The following is a 19,494-nucleotide window of genomic DNA, read 5'->3' as shown; positions in this document are numbered from 1 at the left end:
TCGCCCGACTCGTGGCGGATCACCACAGGCAGGTGATCCATTCACGCCGATGTCTTCGCTGACCTGCAGGACGGTTAGGCCCTGATCAAGGCCCTCCAGGGGCGGGGGATGAGGGCCGACGGCTGGCCGCTGTCGCGCGGCAGGCTTGTGGCGTGGGCAGGAAGTGCCGGCTCATGACGAAGCGTAGCAACGAAGGTTCGCCAGCGAGCACGCGCCAGTCAACAGTGGCTCACACTACTGAGAACACTGAGCAGATGGCTCAACTTGTTGAGAACGCTCGGGATGAGAAGGGACAGCCGCGCGAAGCAGGCCCCAACAGCAGGCCGTACGAGCAGCCCAGAGACCACCCGACTGTGATTCGATAATGTACATTATGTCAAGTTGACCAAATTGGGGCCTCCCTCAGCAGGGGTTCAGATGTGCCGCGACGAACGCGGCCCGCTGCGCCACCGGTCCCGGCGGTACGTGGACGAGTTCGTGCCCGTGGTCGGCGTAGACGCGGGGCGTGCACCCGTCCGAACGCCACCGCGTCGGCCAGGCTGATCCGCCGGGCCGCCGTACGCGTGACGAAACCGAGCGACCCGACCAGGAACACCTGACGCTCGTAGATCGCCTCACGCCGAGCCTGCGCGAGTTCGGCCGCGAGTTCCGGGCCGGTCGGGTGTCCCAGGTATTCGGCCAGGGCCAGCGTGCACAGCGGCGAACGATCATGCACCTGCACGGGCCCCCGGGTTTCGGCGAGCCTGCGCCGGCGCTGCAGCCGGGCGACGGCCTCGACGAATCCCGGCTCCGCCCACGGCTGCGCGACCCCCCGGGCCTGCTCCGCGGCGATCACGTCGGTCGCCGCCTCGTCGACGACCGGATAACCGCGCTGCCGCAGGGCTCGCGCGATGCTGGTCTTGCCCGCCCCCGGCGCTCCGGTCAGCACGTATCGCCGCATGGACACCCTCCCCTGATTTGCCCGATAATGCGAAAATCATGCATAATATGCCTTATGCATGACAAACGGAATGAATCGGTACAGTTCTGGATCGAGGAGTTCCTGACCGCTCGCGCGACCCGCAAGCCCTCACCCCATACCCTGGAGGCCTACCGGCGGGATCTGCGCAGCGTGGCGAACCTGGCCGGCGAGACACTCACCCCTCCCCTCCCCCTCGACGGCCTGTCGATCGACGCCTTCTCCCCCCGGCTCATGCGGGCGGCGTTCGCCGGGTTCGCCGCACCCCGCGCCGCCGCGTCCGTCCATCGTGCCTGGTCCACCTGGAACAGCTTCTTCACCTTCCTGGTCGCCGAGGGTGTCGTACCGGGAAACCCGATGCCGGCGGTGGGGCGGCCACGCGCCCCGCTCCCCCAGCCCAAGCCGTTGCGGGGCGAGGACACCCCGGAGGAACTGCTGGCCGCCGTTGCCGGCCAGGCCGGTCGGCAACGTGACCCGTGGCCCGAGCGGGACCTGGCGGTCCTGGCCCTGGCGCTCTGCGCCGGGCTGCGTCTTTCCGAGTTGCTGGCGCTGCGCGTGACGTCGGTGACCGGTCGCCAGGGTGAGCGGCGGGTCGAGGTGGCGGGCAAGGGCGGGCGGCCACGTACGGTGCCGATCGAGGATGCCGTGGATCGGGTGCTCACCGAGTATGTGGACAGCCGTCGGCGCCGGTTCGGGGCGCGCAGTGTGCGGCCGGATTCGCCGCTGCTGGTGGATCGGCGGGGTGAGCCGTTGCGCCGGGGTGGGCTGCAGTATCTGGTGGAGTCGTGTTATCGGCGGGCGGGTATCACCGACCGGGTTCCGCGGGGGGCGCGGCTGCACGCGTTGCGGCACACCTTCGCCACCCGGTTGGCCGAGGACGGGGCGGGCGCTTCGGAGATCATGCGGCTGTTGGGGCACGCGTCGTTGACGGCGTCGCAGACGTACATCGAGGTGACGGCCGGTCAGCAGCGTGCGGCGGTGCGGTCCAACCGTACGAACCGGGCGTTGGCCGGTCTGTTCGCCCAGGACCTCCGAAGCTCCGGCGGGCCGCACGACGGCGGTGAGGTGGTCTCCCGTAACCGGAGTGAGCCGCTCGGCGGCCAGCCGGGAACCTCAGATCGTGCGCCGTAGCGCGGTCTCGACGGCATCGACCAGCGGATCACCTGCGGTCCGCGGGTGCCGTGCGAGACCGAGTTCGACGTCCGGCAGGGTGGGCAGGGCGTCCTCGTCGTGGCAGGCCATGGCCGGTTCGAGGTTCGCGGGCATGAGCGCCGCGACGCCGAGGCCGGCCCGTACCGCGGCGAGCACACCGACCAGGCTGTTGCTTTCGTACGTCATGTGCCAGCGCCGCTCGGCGCGTTCCAGTGTTTCCAGCACTGCGGTACGCCAGAGGCACGGGTTCGAGAAGAGCACCACCGGCAGCGGATCGGCGGCCACGTCGACGCCCTGGCCGATCGCCCAGACCAGCGGGCGGCGTACCGTCCAGCGGGGCGGCCCGGGAACGTACGGAACCTCGTCGAGCACGAGTTGGATGCGACCCGCGTCGTAGGCCTCCCGCATCGCGGCGCTGGAGAAGGTGAGCACCTCCAGTGTCGCGCCGGGGTGTAGCCGGGCGAGGTCGGCGAGGGCTTGTGGAAGTTGGGACGCGGCGAGGTCTTCGAGTAGGCCGACGCCGCAGTGGCCGGTGAGCGCGCGCCCGGTTTCGGTGAGTGCCTGTGCGGAGAGCGAGAGGATGCGTTCGGCGTACGGCAGGAGTTCCTCACCCGCCCGGGTTGGTGAGACGCCGGACGGCGACCGGTGCAGCAGTGGACGGCCGACGACGCCCTCGAGCTTGCGCAGCTGCTGGCTGAGCGCGGGTTGGGTGTGTCCGAGCGCGGTAGCGGCGCGGCTGATGCTGCCGGCCCGTACGGCGGTGACGAACGACCGCAGCAACGCCGTCTCAAGATCCCTGGGCATAAGCGTTCATTATGCCAGCCCCAACAAGCTAGCCTCTTCCTATGACCTGACGGGGAACCTAGCGTCACGCAGGTGACTGGATACCGACAGGTGCTCGCTATGCCCGGGATGGCGTCGCTGCTGGGTGTTTCGCTGCTCGCCCGGGTTGCGATCACGGCGCACGTGATGGCGCTGACGATGTATGTCGTGCTGGGTCTGGACATGAGCTACGCGGCAGCGGGGGGCGTCGCGGCGGCTGTGACCGCAGGGATGGCACTGGGCGGGCCGGTGCTCGGCCGCATGATCGACTCTCGGGGCCTACGTGTCGTCCTGCTGGTCACTGTCGTACTTCAGGTCGTGTTCTGGCTGAGTGTGCCGTTCCTGCCGTACGGGATTCTGCTGGGCGCCGCCTTCGCGGCGGGTCTGCTGATGGTGCCGGCCTCGGTGGTGACCAGGCCGGCGATCGCCGCGATGACGACGGCGGGACAGCGCCGGGCCGCGTTCGCGCTGGAATCGGTGCAGGGCGAGCTGTCGTACGTGGTGGGCCCACCGATTGTGATCCTCTGCACAGCGAAGGTGTCCCCCGGTGTGGTGGCGTGGGGCGTCGGCGCTGCGATCGTGGCGGGTGGGGCGGGATTGGCCCTGCTCAACCCGCCGCTGCGTGCCGACGACGAAGTGGTCGCCGACGCGGCCGGCCGTCCCCGTCGCCGCGAGTGGCTGGGCCCGGGCATGGTCGCCGTGCTGGTGATGGCGTTCGGCGCCACGATGGTGTTCAGCGGTACCGACCTGGCCGTCGTCGCCACCCTCGAAGAAGCCGGTCAGGTGTCCTGGGCCGCCGTGGTCGTGGCAGTTTATGGCGTGGCCTCCATCGTCGGCGGGCTGGTGTACGGCGTGCTCTCCCGGCCGCTGCCCGCGTGGCTGCTGCTGGGTTTGCTCGGACTGGCGACCGTTCCCGCGGGGCTGGCCCGTGACTGGCGCTGGTTGTGCGTGGCCGGTGTGGGTGCGGGGCTTCTCGCCGCGCCGACTCTTTCCACGGTGGCCGGCGCGGTGAGCCGGCTGGCGCCGGCCGGCGTGCGGGGTGAGGCGACAGGTCTGCAATCTTCGGCGCTGAGCGCGGGTTCCGCGCTCGGATCCCCGATCGTCGGGGTGGCGATCAGCGTCTCCGTGCCGGCGGGCGGCTTCGCGGCAGCCGGGTTGGCCGGTCTCGCGGCCGCGCTGGCTGGATGGCTGCTGTCCCGCCGTTCGCCCGCCCGATCGCGGTCTCTGTTCGGCGATGTCGGCCGCGCCGGGGTATCAGACCTCGAGCCGTGCGGGGCCCGTGCCCGGCCTGGCGTATGAGGTGCTGGCTCGTGTCTGCGACCCCCGGTAGCGCACTGAGCCGGCCCGGTGTGCGCGCCGCTGATCACTCGTGCCGTCGGCGCCGCACGCGGTCTGCCGGGCTCGACGGGCCGCGGTGATCCGGCTGTGTCAGTGGCATCTCCGCCGTGCTCGAGGGCGAGGCCGGCGCGGTGCGGGAGCGCACTCTGTCGCCATCGGCGTTCCGCACGGGGACCGGGCATGGCGCGTACCGTGCGGCCGACTGGTCTTCGATGACCCTCGGGTCGCCGGTGGGTGGGTCAGTGGGCGCGGTGTCCGCTGCCGTCGGCGGTGGTGGGCAGGGGGCCGAGGACGGCGTTGACGAGGTGGATGCGGGCGCCGGTGGCCAGGTAGTCGGCGCAGACGGCGTCGGCGGTGTCGCCGAAGCGGGTGGTGTCGCCGGTGCGGGTCACGGTGAGGGTGACGCCGTCGAGGGTGGTGGTGGTGCCGGCGGCGGCGAGTTCGTCCAGGGGGTGGGTGCCGGCGATGAGGTGTGCCTTCAGCAGGGTGCGCAGTTTCTCGTGGTCCCGGGTCATGAGGGTGTCCCAGGTGTCTTCGGAGAACTTCTTGGCGAAGGCGTCGTCGGTGGGGGCGAGCAGGGTGATGCCGTCCTGGTGGAGGTCGGTGAGCAGGCCGCTGGTGCGGAGGGCGGCTTCGAAGGTGGTGAGGGTGGGCATCCACGTCAGGGCCTGGTCGACGGGGAGGCCGGCGAGGGCGGTGGGGTTGCCGGGTTCGGTGCCGCTGGGCAGGGCGGGGCAGAGCGGTCCGGTGACGCTGACGGTGCCGGCGGCTGGGGCCGGTTCGGGTTGGTCGGTGCAGGCGGTGGTGGCGAGCAGCAGGGCCGCCGCGAGGATGGCGCCGGCGCGTCGCGGCCTGCTGGTGCGGGGGTACGACACGGCGTCTCCTCCTGTGGGGGTGTGCCGGCAGGGCGGAGGCGCGTCCGCCCTGCCGGCACGGTCATCGGGTGTTACAGGGTGGCGCACTGTCCGGCGCGGGGGCCGGTGACGGTGTTGCTGATGTTGAGGTTGGTCGGTGCAGTGGTGTTGCCGGCGCAGGCCAGCGGGCCGTTGACCGTGTTGCCGACGAGCAGCGGCTGGTTGTCGGTGCGGTTGGCGGACAGGTCGACCGGGCCGGTGACGGTGAGGTCGATCAGGGAGACCGCGTCGGTGGTGCCGGTGACGCGGAGCGGGCCGGTGATCTTGCTGTCGGCGAGCAGGACGCCGGCGGCGCCGGTGGCGTTGACCGGGCCGGTGATGGTGGTGCCGGTGGTGACGAGCGCCGCGCCGGAACGGACGGTGACCGGGCCGGTGACGGTGGCGTCGTCGAGGCAGGCGAAGCCGGTGACAGTCAGCGGGCCGGTGTGGGGGCCGGTGCTGGTCGGGTAGATGCGCTCGCCGTCGACGAGGTTCTCCACGCCCTGCCCGTCGAGGAGCAGCGGGATGAGGCCTCGCTCGGGCTGGTTGAGCGGGACGTAGTAGCTGTCGCCGACCTTGATGACCTTCCAGCCGTGATCGGCGATGCGCTCGGCCGCGGTGGTGACGGCGCCGGTGGGGCCGTCGGTGCGGGCGCCGTGGTACTGCTCCTCGGTGAGCCGGTAGGCGCAGGGGGCGTTGTCGAGGATGAGGTCGGCCGGCGGGGCGTCGATCGGCGGCGGGCTGCTGCCGGGGTGCGGCGCCGGGTGGGCGGTGATGGGTCGGGACCCGCGGAAGACGAGGCGGCCGGTGTTGGCGGCCTGGAAGGTGATGGACTCGGCGCGGGCCTGCTTGATGTCGGGCAGGCTCGCGCGGTGGTAGTCGAGGAACTGCTGGAAGGTCCAGAGCGCGGAGAAGGTCTTGCGGCGGCGGTTGTTGGCCGCGTTGCCCTCGTCGGGGCGGGTCTGTCCGCCGGAGCTGCGCAGTTCGAGCAGGGAGTTGACGACGTTCTTCAGGCCGAGGGTGTTGCGGAGGATGGTTTCCTCGCCGAGGCCGACGTTGCCGCCGCCGTCGCAGCCGTAGGGGCAGGGCCACCAGCCGTCTTCGGCGCCCTTGGTGTACATGTGGCCTTCGATCATGTCCATGGACTCGTCGAAGATCGGCTGGGCGACGTTCTGGTGGCGCGGCGGCAGCATGGGCAGGTCGCCGGCGCGGGAGTTGCCGTACTCGTGGCCGTCGTAGCCGGCGACGGGCCGGTACTGGCGGACCATGTTGACGTACGCGGCGGTCTCCGGCTGGCGGATCAGCGAGTAGTCGCGGTTGAGGTCCTGGCCGGTGGAGTTGCCGCGGGTGTTGGCGGCTCGGCCGTCACCGTTGATCGTGGGGACGATCAGAACGGTGGTGTGGCTGAGCAGGTCGATGACCCGGGGGTCGGTGCTGAAGGCGAGCTGCCGGGCCATGATGAGGCAGGCTTCGCGGTCGCCGGGCTCGTTGCCGTGGACGTTGCAGTTGACGGCTGCGGGTGAGGTGGCGGCGACGGCTTCGGGGGTGGCCGGCGGGGTGGGGTAGCCGATGACGAACATGTTGATCGGCCGGTTCTTCACGGTGCGGCCGATCTCGACGACGCGGACGCGGTCGCTGAGTTCGTCGATGGCGGCGGTGTAGGCGTACTCCTCGGTGTCGCTGGTGTACTGCGCGGCGTGGGTGGTCTCCCACTGGGTGCGCAGCTGCTCGCCGGGGACGTCGGGGTTGCCCCAGGGGGCGGTGGTGGTGCCGGCGACCGGGTCGGAGTAGGGCTGTTCGGTGGTGTCGAAGCGGGCGCGTACCCGCCACTGGAACCGGTCGCCGGGGTTGAAGCCTGCGTCGGCGAAGGTGGGTGACTCCTGGTTGATCTGCCGGTTGGGGCGCCAGATGCCGACGATGGTGGCGGTGCCGGTGGGGGTGCCGGCGTTGTCGACGGGGGTGCGTTCGATCTGGTAGTCGGTGGCGCCGTCGACGGGCTGCCAGGCGAGGGTGGCGAATCCGTCGGCCTGATGAACGGTGAGGCCGGTGACCTGGTGGGGTTCGGCGGCGTTGGCCGGGGTGGCGATGGTGGTGAGGCTTGCGGTGAGGAGTGTGGACAGTGCGATGAGAACAGCGCGGTGGCGTCTCACATGACCTCCATGGCGTTGTGCTGGTTGACCGTGTCGCGGTTTGGACCAGCATGATCGTCATGGATCATTGAATCAACGATCTTGAGGGAATCTTGCGTCTCGATATGGTAAGGGGTCTTCTCCCCCGGTGCCGCTGACGGTTGGTCAGCCGATGTCGACCAGGAGCGGTCGGTGGTCGGAGATGGTGGACAGCGGTGTGGTGACGGCGGTGATCGGTGGGAGCCGGCGAAGTGCGTGCCGGTCGCCGAGGATGTGGTCGAGTTGTACGCGGGGTTCGCCGGCCGGGTAGGTGGGGCGGCGGCCCAGGGGTCGCCAGCCGGAGACGACCCGGACCACGCCGGCGGGCAGGTTGAGGTCGCCGAGCAGGATTCGGGGCGCGGGTAGGGCGCGTAGCGCGCGAACGACCTGGCGGAGTTGGCGCAGGTTCCACCCGGGTACGAAGGACAGGTGGGTGGCGGCGGCGGTGAGGGTGCCGTACGGGGTGTGCAGGACGGCGGCGAGCACGACGCGGGGTTCGTCGCGGAGCAGGACGAGATTGCGGCCGGGTCCGGGGACGTGGACGGGTGAGCGTACGGGCGCGGGGGTGAGGCGGGTGACGCGCCATTTGCTGACGGGGTAGCGGCTGATCAGTCCGATGCCGTAGCAGGGTTCGCCGTGTCCGTCGTCGTCGCCGGTGAGGGGGCGGAATCCTTCGCCGGGGGTGCCGACGAGGGCGCCGGCGAAGCGGTGGTGGGGGGCGTCGAGTGCGCGGGCGGCGATGGCGGTGAGGTCGAGGTTGCCGCTGCGGCTCTGGTCCCGGTCGACCTCCTGAAGGGCGAGTACGTCGGCGTCGAGCGCGGTGACCGCCGCGGTGAGCCGGTCGGGGTCGACGAGTCCGTCGGTGAGTGATCGACCGTGCAGCAGGTTGAAGGTGGCCAGGCGCACTCCTGCACCCTACGACGTCGTGGCAGTCTTGCCGGGTGGTCAAGGCGTTGCTGTGCTCGATGCTGGTGTTCGTGGCGTTCGGCGCGCTCGGAGTGTGGCTGCGCCGCCGCCGCTGACCCCTGCGCCCCTCTCCGCGCCCCGGGCGCTCCCCGGTGATCATGAAGTTGTTGCGCTGCTCATCGGCGTGTCGGCGCAGTAACTTCATGATCACGCGGTCGGGCGGCGGCGGGGGTGGTGAGGCTGGCCACAGGGCGCGGCGACGGGCTCGGGCGGGTCGGAAGAATGGCGGCCCGTGGACGTCGCATCGCTGATCACACTCCTCGCCGCGGCCGGTGCGGCCGGCTGGGTCGACGCCGTGGTGGGCGGCGGTGGGCTGCTTCTGCTGCCGGCGCTGCTGGTGGCCGCGCCCGGGCTGCCGGTGGCCACGGCGCTGGGTACGAACAAGCTGGCCGCGATCTTCGGCACCGCGACGGCGGCGGCGACGTACGCGCGACGCACCAAGATCGACTGGGTGGTGACGGGGCCTGCCGCCGCGCTGGCGGTGCTCAGTTCCGGGGTGGGTGCGGTGCTGGCCGGTGCCGTGCCGGCGGCGGCGTACCGGCCGGTGGTGCTCGTGGTGCTGCTGTCGGTGGCGCTGTTCGTGCTGCTGCGCCCCCGGCTGGGTGTGGTGTCCCTCCCCCACCGGCGCACCCCGGCCCGGGTGGCCGCGGCGGTGGCGCTCGCCGGTATCGGCATCGCCCTGTACGACGGGCTCATCGGTCCCGGCACCGGCACGTTCCTGGTGCTGGCGTTCACCGCGCTGGTCGGCGCGGACTTCGTGCACGGGTCGGCCATGGCGAAGGTGGTCAACGCCGGCACGAACCTGGGTGCGCTGGTGGTGTTCGCGGCGACCGGGCACGTGTGGTGGCTGCTCGGCGCGGGGATGGCGGTGTGCAACATCGCCGGCGCGGCGTTGGGCGCGCGGATGGCGCTGCGCCGCGGCGCCGGGTTCGTGCGCGTGGTGCTGCTGGTGGTGGTGCTGGCCCTGGTGGGCAAGCTCGGCTACGACCAGTGGCTGGCCGGCTGAGGTGCCGGTCCGCGCCGAACACGACCGCGCCGTGCTGGCCGCCCTGCTCGGCCGGGACCCGGTGCTGCACGCGTACCAGCTCGGCGACCTGGACGACTTCTTCTGGCCGTACACCTCGTGGTTCCGCCACGGCGATCAGGTGGCGCTGCTGTACCACGGCGTGAACCCGCCGACGCTGCTGGCGTTCGCCGCGCCGGCGTACGTCGGCGAGCTGGCGGTGCTGCTCGCCGACCTCGCCCTGGTGCTGCCCGCCCGGCTGTACGCGCACCTCTCCCCCGGCCTGGCGGCGGCGCTGGCGACCGCGTTCGACGTCGACGGCCCGGCTGCCCATCTGAAGATGGCGTTGACCGATTCCGCGCGCCTGGACCGGGTCACCCCGGTCGGGCGGCCGCTGAGCGCGGCGGACCTGCCGCAGCTGCACGCCCTCTACGCCGAGGCGTACCCGGGTAACTGGTTCGACCCGCGGATGCTGGACACCGGGCAGTACGTGGGGATCCACGACGGTGGGGCGCTGGTGGCCGTCGCCGGTGTGCACGTCTGGTCGCCGACGTACCGGGTGGCGGCCCTGGGCAACGTCACCACCCATCCGCGGGTGCGGGGGCGTGGCCTGGGCACGGCGGTGGTGGCCGCGCTCTGTCACCGGCTGCGTGACACCGTGGAGCACGTCACGTTGAACGTCCGGGCCGACAACGGCACGGCGGTGCGGCTGTACGAACGGCTCGGGTTCACCCGGGTCGCCGACTACGGCGAGTACACCCTGACGGGCCGCCCGCAGAAGCAGCACGCGTCAGGGCGGTAAGGGGTCCGGTCGTGGGCGGGCGCTGACGGGTCGTCGCCGTTCGCCTGCGGGGTCCGCGGTTGGTTGCCGGTCTCCGACTCTGCCCCGGCTGCGCCGGCCTCAGACGGCGGCCCGTCCGGACACTGGTGTCGGGACCGCCGTCTGGGCCTCGGCTCGCCCGGGCGAGCCTGATCACACGGGCTCTCAGGCCGGCACCGAGACGGGGGTGGTGGCGGGAGCGGCCCGGTCCATCAGTCGCCAGGTGCGGCGCCGGACCAGTGGGTCCAGGGTGACCAGCAGGTACGCGGCGCCCACGACGAGGATGCCGCCGGTGGCGCCGAGCGTTGTCGCGAGCACGCCACCGACGAGCCCGCCGAGCGGGATGCCGGCCCAGGCCAGGCCGCCGACCGCGCCGAGGACACGCGCCCGTAGGCCGGCCGGGATGCGTTCGAACTCCGCGGCGGACAGCAGCGGGTTGATCGCGCCGATCAGCACGCCGCCGATGAGCGCGACGCCCGCGATGACGGGCAGTCCGACCGGCAGCGCCAGCACGAAGATCCGCGGGACGGCGCCGAACAGGAAAGCCACGGTGTACGTGCGCCAGCGCGGCAGTCGGGCGCCGTGCATCGACACGAGCAGCGACCCGACGAGGGCGCCGGCGCTCAGCGCGCCGAACACGAGGCCGACGGGTGCGGCGTCGTCGAACCGCTCGGCCGCCCATACCGGGATCAGTACCGCCGTCATCGCCTGGTCGAGCAGGTTGGTCAGCAGCACCATCGCGACGATCGCCCGTAGCAGTGGATCACGTCGGACGAAGCGCAGCCCGGCGGCGAGGTCGGCCAGGTAGCCGCTGACGCCGGTCTGGTGGTCCGCCTCGGCCGGGGCGGGTTCGGCCCGCCGGACCCGGACCAGGGTCGCCACCAGCGCGGCGGCGAGCAGGAAGCTGGCCGCGTCCAGCGCGATGACCGCGGGAGCGCCGAGCAGAGCGATCAGCACCGCGCCCAGCGGCGCCCCGATCAGTGACCCGAGGCGGTGACCGCTGTCGGCCAGCCCGGCGGCCCGTTCGTTGCTCCAGCCGGCGGTGGCGGCGACGTCGGGGACCATCGCGTACTTCGCGTTGTCCGACGGCCCGCGGAACAGCCCGACCAGGCCGACCAGGACGAGCAGGACCGGGAAGCTGAGCAGGTCGGCGGCGTACAGCAGGGGCAGCACGCCGAGCACGAGCCCGGCGATCAGGTCACCGCCGACGCTGGCGATCCGCGGGCCGATCCGGTCGATCAACGGTCCGCCGAGGATGCGTGCCGCGACCAGGGCGCCCATCTCCACGAACGCGGTGACGCCGGTGAGCAGGGCGTCGCCGGTGCTCTGCAGCACGAACCAGGGCACCGCCACGACCGACATCCGGGTGCCGGTGACCGAGACCGTCTGGGCGATGAGCAGCCCGTAGGCGTACCGGCGCCTCATGGTCGGCCGCCGTCGCCGGAGGGTCCGTCGGTCGCGGCTCCGGAGGGTCCGTCGGCCGCGGCGCCGGAGCGTTCGGCCGGCTCGCCGGTGGACGCGGTTCGCGCCGCGAGCAGTGCGTCCAGCTGGCCGCGCCGGGGGAAGATCTGGAACTGCGTGCTCATCGAGACGCGTTCCGATCCGTCATCGGCCCGTTCCGCGGCCTGGTCGCGGTACCGCACCAGCAGGGACATCATGTCGTCGGCGAGTTGCTGCGCCTCGGCGGCGCTGAGTCTGACGGTGAGGTCGCTCAGGCTGGCTGCCCGTACCCACTCCTGCGGCCAGTCGGCCAGCTCGGTGATGGATTGCTCGACGTTCTCCGCGTACATCCGGGCGACGGCGCGCAGGTACGCCTCGCCGAGTTCCCGCTCCGGCGCGTCCCGGTCGGGAGCGTCGAACCAGGTCGAGCGATGCACGGCGCGCCAGAAGCGTTCCCGGCCGCGGCCCAGCTCGGGCGCGTCGGTGACGAAGCCGTGGGTGGCCAGTGTGCGGAGGTGGTAGCTGGTCGCGGCGCTGGACTCGCCGAGTCGGGCGGCCAGCTGGGTGGCGGTCTGCGGTCCCTCGTGGCGCAGCGAGCCGAGCAGCCGCAGGCGCAGTGGATGGGCTACCCCGCGCAGCGCTCGTGCGTCGAGTACGACGTCCTGCTTGGGGTCGTACCCAGGCTTGTGTGGATCCTCGGTCATGATGCCAAGATAGCGATGCAAAGAAGCCTTTGCAAAGGCTTCTTTGCATCGCTGTCGTCGCCCTGAACCGGTATCCGGAGGCCGGGAAGGCTGTCAGCCTTCCCGGCCGGGGAGCATGGCCAGGGCCCGGGAGCGTTGCGCGACGAGGTCGTCGTAGGTGCCGTCACGCTCGGCCCAGCGGTGCATCTGGACGCCCTTCACGAGGATCTGGTGCGGGGTGGGATCCGCCGAGAGCAGCTGCATGACCTCGGTGGCGAAGTCGTCGAGCGGCAGCGCGTGCGGATTCACCTTCTCCTGGCCCGCGGTGGCGACGGCCGGGGGAACGAGCTCGACGACGCCGACACCGGTGCCGTCGAGCTGCGCGCGCAGTGCCTCGGAGTAGGCGTGCACCGCGGCCTTCGAGGCGGCGTAGCTGGGCATGGGCGGGAACGGCAGGAAGGCGATGCCGGAGGTGACGGTGATGAAGGTGCCGGCGCCCCGCCGGACCAGGTGCGGGGTGAAGGCGTCGACGACCCGGATGGTTCCGACCAGGTTGGTGTCGATCGTCGTCTCCGCCGCCGCGAAATGCGCCGGGTCGCGCAGGTCCTCCAGGAGCATGACACCCGACATCGTCACCACCGTGTCCAGCTCGGGATACCGGGCGAGCACGGCATCACGGACAGACGCGACGGAGGCGCCATCGGTGACGTCGATGCTGAACGTGCCGAAACCTTCCCCGGCGAGCTCCGAGAGCGCCTCCGGGCTGCGTCCGCCAACGGCCACGGTGCTGCCCGCCGCGGCGAAGCGCCGCGCCAGCTCTTGCCCGATACCCGAGGTCCCGCCGACGATGAGAACGGTGCGATTGGAGAGATCCACGAGATCTTCCCTTCGATCTAGGACGCGGGCGGTGGTCAGTTCCACGCCACACGTCCTGCTCAAAACGGTGTCACCAGAGTCTTGACGGAATCCGCCGGGTGTGACTGGTCCCCGCTTTTCCCTGGTCCTGCCAGGGCCCCCGTTGAGACACGCACACCGCATTACGGTGTCGACATGAAAGATGAGGAGTCCGGCAACCGGCTGGGCAGCTACCTTCGCGCCCGCCGCGAGCTGGTATCCCCGGCGCAGGCGGGACTGCCGCCCGGCCGTAACCGCCGCGTGCCCGGCCTGCGCCGGGAGGAAGTCGCCCTGCTCGCCGGAATCAGTCCCGACTACTACCTGCGCCTGGAACGGGGCCGTGACAAGAACCCCTCACCGCAGGTCCTCGAAGCACTCGCGCGCGTGCTGCGGCTCGACGAGGTCGAACGGACGTACCTGCTCGGCCTCGTGGCAGCACGCCCCCGGACGCCGCGCCGCAAGCGGCCCGAGCACGTACCGGCGCGGGTGCACGAGCTGCTCGCCCACCTTCAGATCCCCGCGTTCGTCGAAGGACGCGCGTTCGATGTCCTCGCCTCCAACCCCATGGCCGTGGCGCTCTCCCCCCGCCTGCGACCCGGCCGGAACCGGCTGCGTGACCTCATGCTCGATCCCGAGGAACAAGCCTTCCACCAGGACTGGACGAAAGCCGCCGCCGGTTTCGTCGCCGCTCTTCGCACCACCATCGGGGACGACACCGACAACCCCAGGTTCGTCGAACTCGTCGGCGAACTCGCGCTGTCCAGCCAGCGGTTCCGTGCCCTGTGGGCCCGCCACGACGTCCGCGGTCTCGACGGAGGCACGACCACGGTGCACCACCCGATCGTCGGTGAACTACGCCTGCACCGGGACAAACTTCCCGTCGGCGATGTCATCCTCGTCGTCTACTACCCCGACAAGGACAGCGACAGCGACGAGAAGCTGCGGCTGCTCGCCGCGCTCGCACACACCGGGTCCGCCGGCGCGGCGCCCGACCGGCCGGCGGACATCCCGGACCCGAAGACAACCTGACCACCCTGCCGTCCCGGCGCCGCGACCCGAACGCCCACACGCAGGGTCATCACCCCGGGCCTTGATCACGGGCCGTCCACCTCCCGCCGGACGGACAGCGGGAACGGGTACCGTCCGGGGCCGCGCGGCGAAGCCGAGCCGCTTCAGCCGCGGCGGCTGGGCGAGTCGAAGCGGCCGGCGCGGATCTCCCGCAGCGCCCGCCGCCGGGTCTCCCCGGTCAGGGTGTCCACGTAGAGCCGGCCGGCGAGGTGGTCGGTCTCGTGCTGCAACGCGCGGGCGAGGAATCCGCTGCCGGAGATGGTCAGCGGCTCGCCGTGCTGGTCGAAACCGTGGGCCGTGGCGTGCAGGGCGCGCCGGGTCGGGAAGTACAGCCCGGGGATGGACAGGCAGCCCTCGTCGTCGACCTCGGCCTCCTCGGACAGCTCGATCGTCGGGTTGACCAGGTGCCCGCGGTGACCGTCGGCGTCGTAGACGAACACCTGGGCGTCGACGCCGATCTGCGGGGCGGCCACGCCTGCTCGTCCGGGCGCGCCGAGCAGGGTGTCCATCAGGTCGCCGACCAGGGCGCGTAGTTCGGCGTCGAAGCTGGTCACCGGCGCGCACGAGGTGCGCAGCACCGGGTCGCCGATGATCCGGATGGGCCGCATTGTCATGCCGGCAAGATTATCCGGCCGCGCGGCGGACGTGGATGAGCACCTCAGTGCCGTCGAGGATGCGGGCCACGCGGAACTCGAAAACCCGCGCCGGGTCGCCGTTGGCCCGGCGTTCCTGGCGGGCGTCACCCGGCGCGGCGGGCTCGGATGACCGGGCGTACGGCACAGGGGGCGTCGTCGTCGGGCTCGCTCAGGTGGGTGGTGGAGGCAGGCCGGCGTCGGCTATGCGCTGGCGCAGTGGCCGGCGGGCGACGGCGGCGAGCACCGCGTGCAGCACGTCGGCCAGGGGTGCGGGCAGTTCGCCGTCCAGCTCACGCATCGCCGCGGTGGTGGCCGCCCACTCCGCCTCGATGACCGGCAGGAGTTCGCGTGCGCGAGCGCTCAGGTGCACGACGCGCTGCCGGGCGTCGGCGCCGGGGGTCAACTCGACCAGGCCGGCCCGGGCCATCTGGGCCACGGTCTGGCTGGCCGCGGAGTGGGTGACCCCGATCCGGTGGGCGAGGTCCCGGATCGGCAGCGGCCCGTCGGCGACCAGCGCCCGCAGCGGCGGGGAGAACCGCGGCCGGTAGTCACCCAGTCCTCGCTCGGCGTAGACGCTGGCCACATCGCCGTCGAGTGTCTCGAGCAGGTGCCGAAGCAGCGTCCCCACGGCCTCCCGGTCCGGCACGTCGTCCCTCACACCGCTAATGTAACAGCGCTGTTGTTTCTGGGGAGGTCAGGATGTACCCACCGGTGGAGCCGTACGCCCACGGTCTGCTCGACGTCGGCGACGGCCAGCACGTCTACTGGGAGACCTGCGGCAACCCCGACGGCAAACCGGCGGTCGTGCTGCACGGCGGCCCCGGCTCCGGCGCCACCCCCGGCTGGCGGCGCTACTTCGATCCGGCCCACTACCGGATGGTCCTGTTCGACCAGCGCGGCTGCGGCCGCAGCCGCCCGAACGCCGCCGACCCGGACGTCGACCTGACGGTCAACACCACCGGCCACCTGATCGCCGACATCGAGCGGCTGCGCGAACACCTCGACGTGGATCGGTGGCTGGTGCTCGGCGCGTCGTGGGGCTCCACCCTCGGCCTGGCGTACGCCCAGCGCCACCCCGAGCGGGTCAGCGAACTGGTGCTGTTCAGCGTGGTCACCACGAGCCGCCACGAGGTCGAATGGATCACCCGGGAGATGGGCAGGATCTTCCCCGCCGAGTGGGCCCGGTTCCGCGACGGTGTACCACCGGCCGACCGTGACGGTGACCTGGCCGGCGCGTACGCCCGGCTGCTCGCCGACCCAGACCCGGCCGTGCGCGAACGGGCGGCCCACGACTGGTGCGCCTGGGACGACACCCACGTGCGTACCGTCCCCGGCTGGCGGCCCGACACCCGCTTCGAAGACCCCGAGTTCCGGATGCTGTCGGCCCGGCTGGTCACCCACTACTGGAGCAACGCCGCGTTCCTGCCCGACGGGCAGCTGCTGCGCGACGCGCACCGGTTGGCCGGGGTCCCTGGTGTGCTGCTGCACGGCCGGCTGGACATCAGCAGCCCACCGGTCATCGCCTGGCAGCTGGCCCAGGCCTGGCCGGACGCCCGCCTGGAACTGGTCGAGGCGGCCGGCCACGGCGCCGGACGCGGCATCGGCGAGCGGGTCGTCGCGGCGCTGGACGACTTCGCCGCCCGCTGACACACGCCGCCGCCGCGCACCCCCGGCCGAACCGGTCGGTGAGGACCGACTGCTGCACCCATCGCCGTCGGCCATGGCCTGACCGGGGCGCTCCCGCTCAGGCGCCGGCACCGCCGTCGACCGGCACGATCGCGCCGGTCACCATCGAGGCCCGGTCGCTGAGCAGCCACGCGGCCACCTCGGCGACCTCGCGCGGCTCGGCCATCCGGCCGAGCGGGATGCGCGCGTTGATGCGCTCGACCACACCCGGGGACGCCGCCTCCCACGTGTCGATCATCGCCGTCGCGGTGCCGCCGGGCGTGATGCCGTTCACGCGGACGCCGTGCCGCCCCCAGGTCACGGCCGCGGTCTCGGTGATGCTGTTGAGCGCGCGTTTCATCGCGCCGTACGCGGGCAGCTCCGGATTCGCGCGGCGACTGCCGATGCTCGAGGTGTTGACGATCGCCCCGCCACCGCCCCGGCGCATGAGCGCGGCCTCGAGCGTCATCGCGGTCCAGTGCGCCCGGAAGTTCACCGTGAACTGCTCCTCGATGTCCTCGCCGCTCGTCGTGTCGAGCGGACCGGGCTGCTGGATCGCCGCGCCGTTGTTGAACGCGCCGTCGAGCCGTCCGTGCCGCGCCTCGACGTGGTCGACCGCCGCACGGATGCTGGCCCGGTCGGCGAGGTCCACCGCCACGGCATCCGCGACGCCGCCGTCGGCGCGAACCTCGGTGACGATCCGCTGGAGGGCGTCGACGCTGCGGGCGGCGAGCACGACCGCCGCGCCCTCGCGTGCGAACAGCCGGGCGGCGGCCGCCCCGATGCCGCGGCTGGCGCCGGTGATGAACACGACCTTGCCGGCGAGCAGGCCGATGGATGCGATGTCGCTGTCGTTCGTCATGACGACGATGTTCGGCCGATCGTCAGGCCGGATGCAGGCACAGGCGGTACCAGGATCCGTCGCCGCGCGGGGTGCAGACTTGCGGCATGGACAAGCAGGAACTCGGGGCGTTCCTTCGTAGCCGTCGCGAGCGGCTCCGGCCGCAGGACGTCGGCCTGCCCTCGGGCCCGCGACGCCGGACACCGGGTCTTCGCCGTGAGGAGGTGGCGGTCCTCGCGCACATCTCCACGGAGTACTACGTCCGGCTCGAGCAGGGCAGGGCGCCGCGACCCTCGGGCGAGGTCCTCGCCGGGATCGGAGACGCCTTGCGGCTCACCGACGCCGAGTCCGATCACCTGCACGTGCTCGCGGGCACCGCGCCGAGCCGTACCGGACTGTACCGGCGCGACGTCCGACCGAGCATCCTCGCGCTGCTCGATCGGCTGCCGCAGACGGCTGCTTTCGTGACGTCCGCCGCCTTCGACGTGCTCGCGTGGAACGACCTCGCGGCCGCACTCATGGAGGACTTCGCCGAGCTGGCCCCGCGGGACCGCAATCTCGCGCGCCGGGCGTTCCTCGGGTCGCCGCGTGCGGACGCGACCCTGTACGGGGTCTCGGATGCAGCCGAGTTCCGGCACCACGTCGTCATGAGGCTCCGATCCACCCTCGCCCGCTACCCGTCCGACCCCGCGGTGGCCGAACTCGTCGCCGAGCTGCGCGACGCCAGCCCCGAGTTCGCCCAGCTGTGGCAGCGGCGCGACGTGCAGGCCATGCCGATGCTCACGAAGACCTTCCGTCACCCGGTCGTCGGGGAGATCACCGTCGACTGCGACGCGCTCACGCTCACCGACCGCGACCAGCACCTCGTGCTCTACAGCGCGCCGCCGGGATCCCGCGACGCCGAGGCGCTGGCCTTTCTGGGCGCGCTTCCAGCCGGGTACCGCTCGCGCTGACACCAGGCGGGGCACCGGCGGTGGGCAAGGCGCGGGTCAGCGGCCGGCGAGGGTGGCGCGGACCGGGCGGCTCTTGGCGGCCGCCTCGGCGACCTCCGCCTGCGGGTCACTGCCCCAGGTGATGCCGCCACCGGCCCACACGTGCAGCCGCTCCCCGTCGGCGGCGGCGGTGCGGATGGTCAGGCCCAGGTCGATACGGCCGGGCGCGACCCAGCCGAGCGCGCCCATGCCGGCGCCGCGCCCGACGGGTTCGACAGCGGCGATCTGTTCCAGGGCGGCACGTTTCGGCGCGCCGGTGACCGAGCCGCCGGGGCAGACCGCGCGCAGCAGGTCGGCCAGGCCCAGCCCGTCGGCGACGGCCGCGGAGATCGTCGACTCGGCCTGCCACAGGTCGCACCAGCGGCGTACCGCGAACAGCTGGTCGACCCGGACGGTACCGGTGCGGGCGACCCGGGCCAGGTCGTTGCGTTCCAGGTCGACGATCATCACGTGTTCGGCGCGTTCCTTCCCGCTGGCCCGCAGCTCCCGCGCGCCGGCCGTGGTGGCCGGGCGGGTGCCCTTGATGGGGCGGGTGACGAGCCGGCCGTCGGTGAGTTCGATCAGCGTCTCCGGGGAGGCGCAGCCGATCGCCCAGCCCGCGCCGGTGAGGGTGCCGCCGTAGCGGGCGCCCGGCAGCGAGCCGAGCCGCGCGAGGGCCGGCAGGGGATCACCGGTGTAGCCGGCGGCGGCGTGCCCGACGACGTTGACCTGGTAGACGTCGCCGCGGCCGATGGCCTCGCGGACCGTTTCGACGGCCGCGGCGTGCTGCGCGGGGGTCCAGCTCTCCTGCCAGTCGCCGAGCCGCCAGGCGCCGGCGCCTGGCGGCGGTGGCGGCGCGTCGGCGTGGCCGTAGACCACCACGGCGACCTCCGGCAGCGCGGGCGCCGGGTTCGGGGCGCCGGCCGGCGCGCCGATGAGCAGCGCGCCCGCGGCCGCCGAGACGTACAGGGCGGCGCCGCAGGGACCGTCCGGGTCGTGGCCGGGGGCGGGGCGGGCAAGGTCGTCCAGTGGCAGGCCGTGGGCGGCGAGGAACTCCTGCACGCCGGCGGCAGGGTCGCCGCCGTCGCCCGGGCGCCACTCCCAGCGGGCGCGTTCCACCAACGTACGGCGGCATTCGACAGGCGCCACCGGAACATCGATCGCTGTCAACGGAACC

Annotated in this window: 18 protein-coding genes and 2 pseudogenes; 8 read left to right on the top strand and 12 right to left on the bottom strand. The window is 72.3% G+C overall.

Going from position 1 to position 19,494, the window contains the following annotated elements; all coding sequences use genetic code 11:
* Positions 1 to 376 precede the first annotated feature (376 nt).
* On the bottom strand, positions 377 to 940 hold the full coding sequence (locus tag AB0F98_RS17345; RefSeq protein ID WP_357735910.1) for an AAA family ATPase: 564 nt from the start codon (positions 938 to 940) through the stop codon (positions 377 to 379).
* 54 nt (positions 941 to 994) lie between these two features.
* Between AB0F98_RS17345 and AB0F98_RS17340 the strand changes: the two are divergent.
* Positions 995 to 1,975: pseudogene (locus AB0F98_RS17340) on the top strand (tyrosine-type recombinase/integrase); the annotation flags it as partial.
* Positions 1,976 to 2,071: 96 nt separating this feature from the next.
* Here the strand turns inward: AB0F98_RS17340 and AB0F98_RS17335 are convergent.
* Positions 2,072 to 2,914 carry a LysR family transcriptional regulator gene (locus AB0F98_RS17335; protein ID WP_357735907.1) on the bottom strand — a complete coding sequence of 281 codons (843 nt, stop codon included), beginning with the start codon at positions 2,912 to 2,914 and terminating at the stop codon, positions 2,072 to 2,074.
* A gap of 72 nt (positions 2,915 to 2,986) precedes the next feature.
* On the opposite strand from AB0F98_RS17335, the gene AB0F98_RS17330 reads away from it, so the two are divergent.
* The gene (locus tag AB0F98_RS17330; RefSeq protein ID WP_357735903.1) at positions 2,987 to 4,231 is read left to right on the top strand and encodes an MFS transporter; all 1,245 of its coding nucleotides are present in this window, start codon (positions 2,987 to 2,989) and stop codon (positions 4,229 to 4,231) included.
* A 278-nt stretch (positions 4,232 to 4,509) separates the two neighbouring features.
* Here the strand turns inward: AB0F98_RS17330 and AB0F98_RS17325 are convergent, their stop codons facing one another.
* The 3 genes from AB0F98_RS17325 to AB0F98_RS17315 all read right to left on the bottom strand — a co-directional run bounded on the left by AB0F98_RS17325 (position 4,510) and on the right by AB0F98_RS17315 (position 8,237).
* Positions 4,510 to 5,145, bottom strand: a complete 636-nt coding sequence (locus tag AB0F98_RS17325; protein ID WP_357735899.1) for a fasciclin domain-containing protein — start codon at positions 5,143 to 5,145, stop codon at positions 4,510 to 4,512.
* A gap of 71 nt (positions 5,146 to 5,216) precedes the next feature.
* On the bottom strand, positions 5,217 to 7,313 hold the full coding sequence (locus tag AB0F98_RS17320; RefSeq protein ID WP_357735896.1) for a M14 family zinc carboxypeptidase: 2,097 nt from the start codon (positions 7,311 to 7,313) through the stop codon (positions 5,217 to 5,219).
* Positions 7,314 to 7,457: 144 nt separating this feature from the next.
* A complete protein-coding gene (locus AB0F98_RS17315) occupies positions 7,458 to 8,237 on the bottom strand; it encodes an endonuclease/exonuclease/phosphatase family protein (RefSeq protein WP_357735893.1) in 780 nt (259 codons plus the stop codon).
* Positions 8,238 to 8,529: 292 nt separating this feature from the next.
* On the opposite strand from AB0F98_RS17315, the gene AB0F98_RS17310 reads away from it, so the two are divergent.
* Together AB0F98_RS17310 and AB0F98_RS17305 are read left to right on the top strand one after the other, a co-directional pair.
* Positions 8,530 to 9,303 (top strand): TSUP family transporter, encoded by a 774-nt coding sequence (locus AB0F98_RS17310; protein WP_357735890.1) that lies wholly within the window; start codon positions 8,530 to 8,532, stop codon positions 9,301 to 9,303.
* 1 nt (position 9,304) lies between these two features.
* Positions 9,305 to 10,102 (top strand): GNAT family N-acetyltransferase, encoded by a 798-nt coding sequence (locus AB0F98_RS17305; protein ID WP_357735887.1) that lies wholly within the window; start codon positions 9,305 to 9,307, stop codon positions 10,100 to 10,102.
* Positions 10,103 to 10,285: 183 nt separating this feature from the next.
* Here AB0F98_RS17305 and AB0F98_RS17300 read toward each other — a convergent pair whose 3' ends face one another.
* The 3 genes and pseudogenes from AB0F98_RS17300 to AB0F98_RS17290 form a co-directional block, all read right to left on the bottom strand.
* Entirely contained in the window at positions 10,286 to 11,722 is a 1,437-nt protein-coding gene (locus AB0F98_RS17300) for an MFS transporter (protein WP_357736592.1), read from the bottom strand.
* A 332-nt stretch (positions 11,723 to 12,054) separates the two neighbouring features.
* Positions 12,055 to 12,264: pseudogene (locus AB0F98_RS17295) on the bottom strand (helix-turn-helix domain-containing protein); the annotation flags it as partial.
* Positions 12,265 to 12,357: 93 nt separating this feature from the next.
* Positions 12,358 to 13,119 carry an SDR family NAD(P)-dependent oxidoreductase gene (locus tag AB0F98_RS17290; RefSeq protein WP_357735884.1) on the bottom strand — a complete coding sequence of 254 codons (762 nt, stop codon included), beginning with the start codon at positions 13,117 to 13,119 and terminating at the stop codon, positions 12,358 to 12,360.
* Positions 13,120 to 13,293: 174 nt separating this feature from the next.
* Between AB0F98_RS17290 and AB0F98_RS17285 the strand changes: the two genes are divergently transcribed.
* Complete coding sequence (locus tag AB0F98_RS17285; RefSeq protein WP_357735881.1) at positions 13,294 to 14,166, top strand: helix-turn-helix transcriptional regulator; 873 nt, start codon at positions 13,294 to 13,296, stop codon at positions 14,164 to 14,166.
* 143 nt (positions 14,167 to 14,309) lie between these two features.
* Here AB0F98_RS17285 and def read toward each other — a convergent pair whose 3' ends face one another.
* Positions 14,310 to 14,819, bottom strand: coding sequence for a peptide deformylase (gene def, locus AB0F98_RS17280; RefSeq protein ID WP_357735878.1), 510 nt, complete (start codon positions 14,817 to 14,819; stop codon positions 14,310 to 14,312).
* On the opposite strand from def, the gene AB0F98_RS17275 reads away from it, so the two are divergent.
* Entirely contained in the window at positions 14,803 to 14,970 is a 168-nt protein-coding gene (locus AB0F98_RS17275) for a hypothetical protein (RefSeq protein WP_357735875.1), read from the top strand. The two genes, def and AB0F98_RS17275, sit on opposite strands and share 17 nt — an antisense overlap.
* Positions 14,971 to 15,009: 39 nt before the next feature.
* On the opposite strand, the gene AB0F98_RS17270 is transcribed toward AB0F98_RS17275, so the two are convergent.
* Entirely contained in the window at positions 15,010 to 15,498 is a 489-nt protein-coding gene (locus tag AB0F98_RS17270; protein ID WP_357735872.1) for a MarR family transcriptional regulator, read from the bottom strand.
* Between the two features lie 41 nt (positions 15,499 to 15,539).
* Between AB0F98_RS17270 and pip the strand changes: the two genes are divergently transcribed.
* Entirely contained in the window at positions 15,540 to 16,487 is a 948-nt protein-coding gene (gene pip, locus AB0F98_RS17265) for a prolyl aminopeptidase (RefSeq protein ID WP_357735869.1), read from the top strand.
* Between the two features lie 97 nt (positions 16,488 to 16,584).
* On the opposite strand, the gene AB0F98_RS17260 is transcribed toward pip, so the two are convergent.
* Complete coding sequence (locus tag AB0F98_RS17260) at positions 16,585 to 17,367, bottom strand: SDR family oxidoreductase (RefSeq protein ID WP_357735866.1); 783 nt, start codon at positions 17,365 to 17,367, stop codon at positions 16,585 to 16,587.
* Positions 17,368 to 17,453: 86 nt separating this feature from the next.
* On the opposite strand from AB0F98_RS17260, the gene AB0F98_RS17255 reads away from it, so the two are divergent.
* The gene (locus AB0F98_RS17255) at positions 17,454 to 18,299 is read left to right on the top strand and encodes a helix-turn-helix transcriptional regulator (RefSeq protein ID WP_357735863.1); all 846 of its coding nucleotides are present in this window, start codon (positions 17,454 to 17,456) and stop codon (positions 18,297 to 18,299) included.
* Positions 18,300 to 18,335: 36 nt separating this feature from the next.
* On the opposite strand, the gene AB0F98_RS17250 is transcribed toward AB0F98_RS17255, so the two are convergent.
* Positions 18,336 to 19,487: a chorismate-binding protein gene (locus tag AB0F98_RS17250; protein ID WP_357736589.1), complete on the bottom strand. Its 1,152-nt coding sequence runs from the start codon at positions 19,485 to 19,487 to the stop codon at positions 18,336 to 18,338.
* Positions 19,488 to 19,494: the final 7 nt, after the last annotated feature.

This window comes from Micromonospora sp. NPDC023737, assembly GCF_040639715.1.
In the GTDB taxonomy this organism is placed as follows: domain Bacteria; phylum Actinomycetota; class Actinomycetes; order Mycobacteriales; family Micromonosporaceae; genus Micromonospora.
This window is presented reverse-complemented; position numbering and strand designations above follow the sequence as displayed.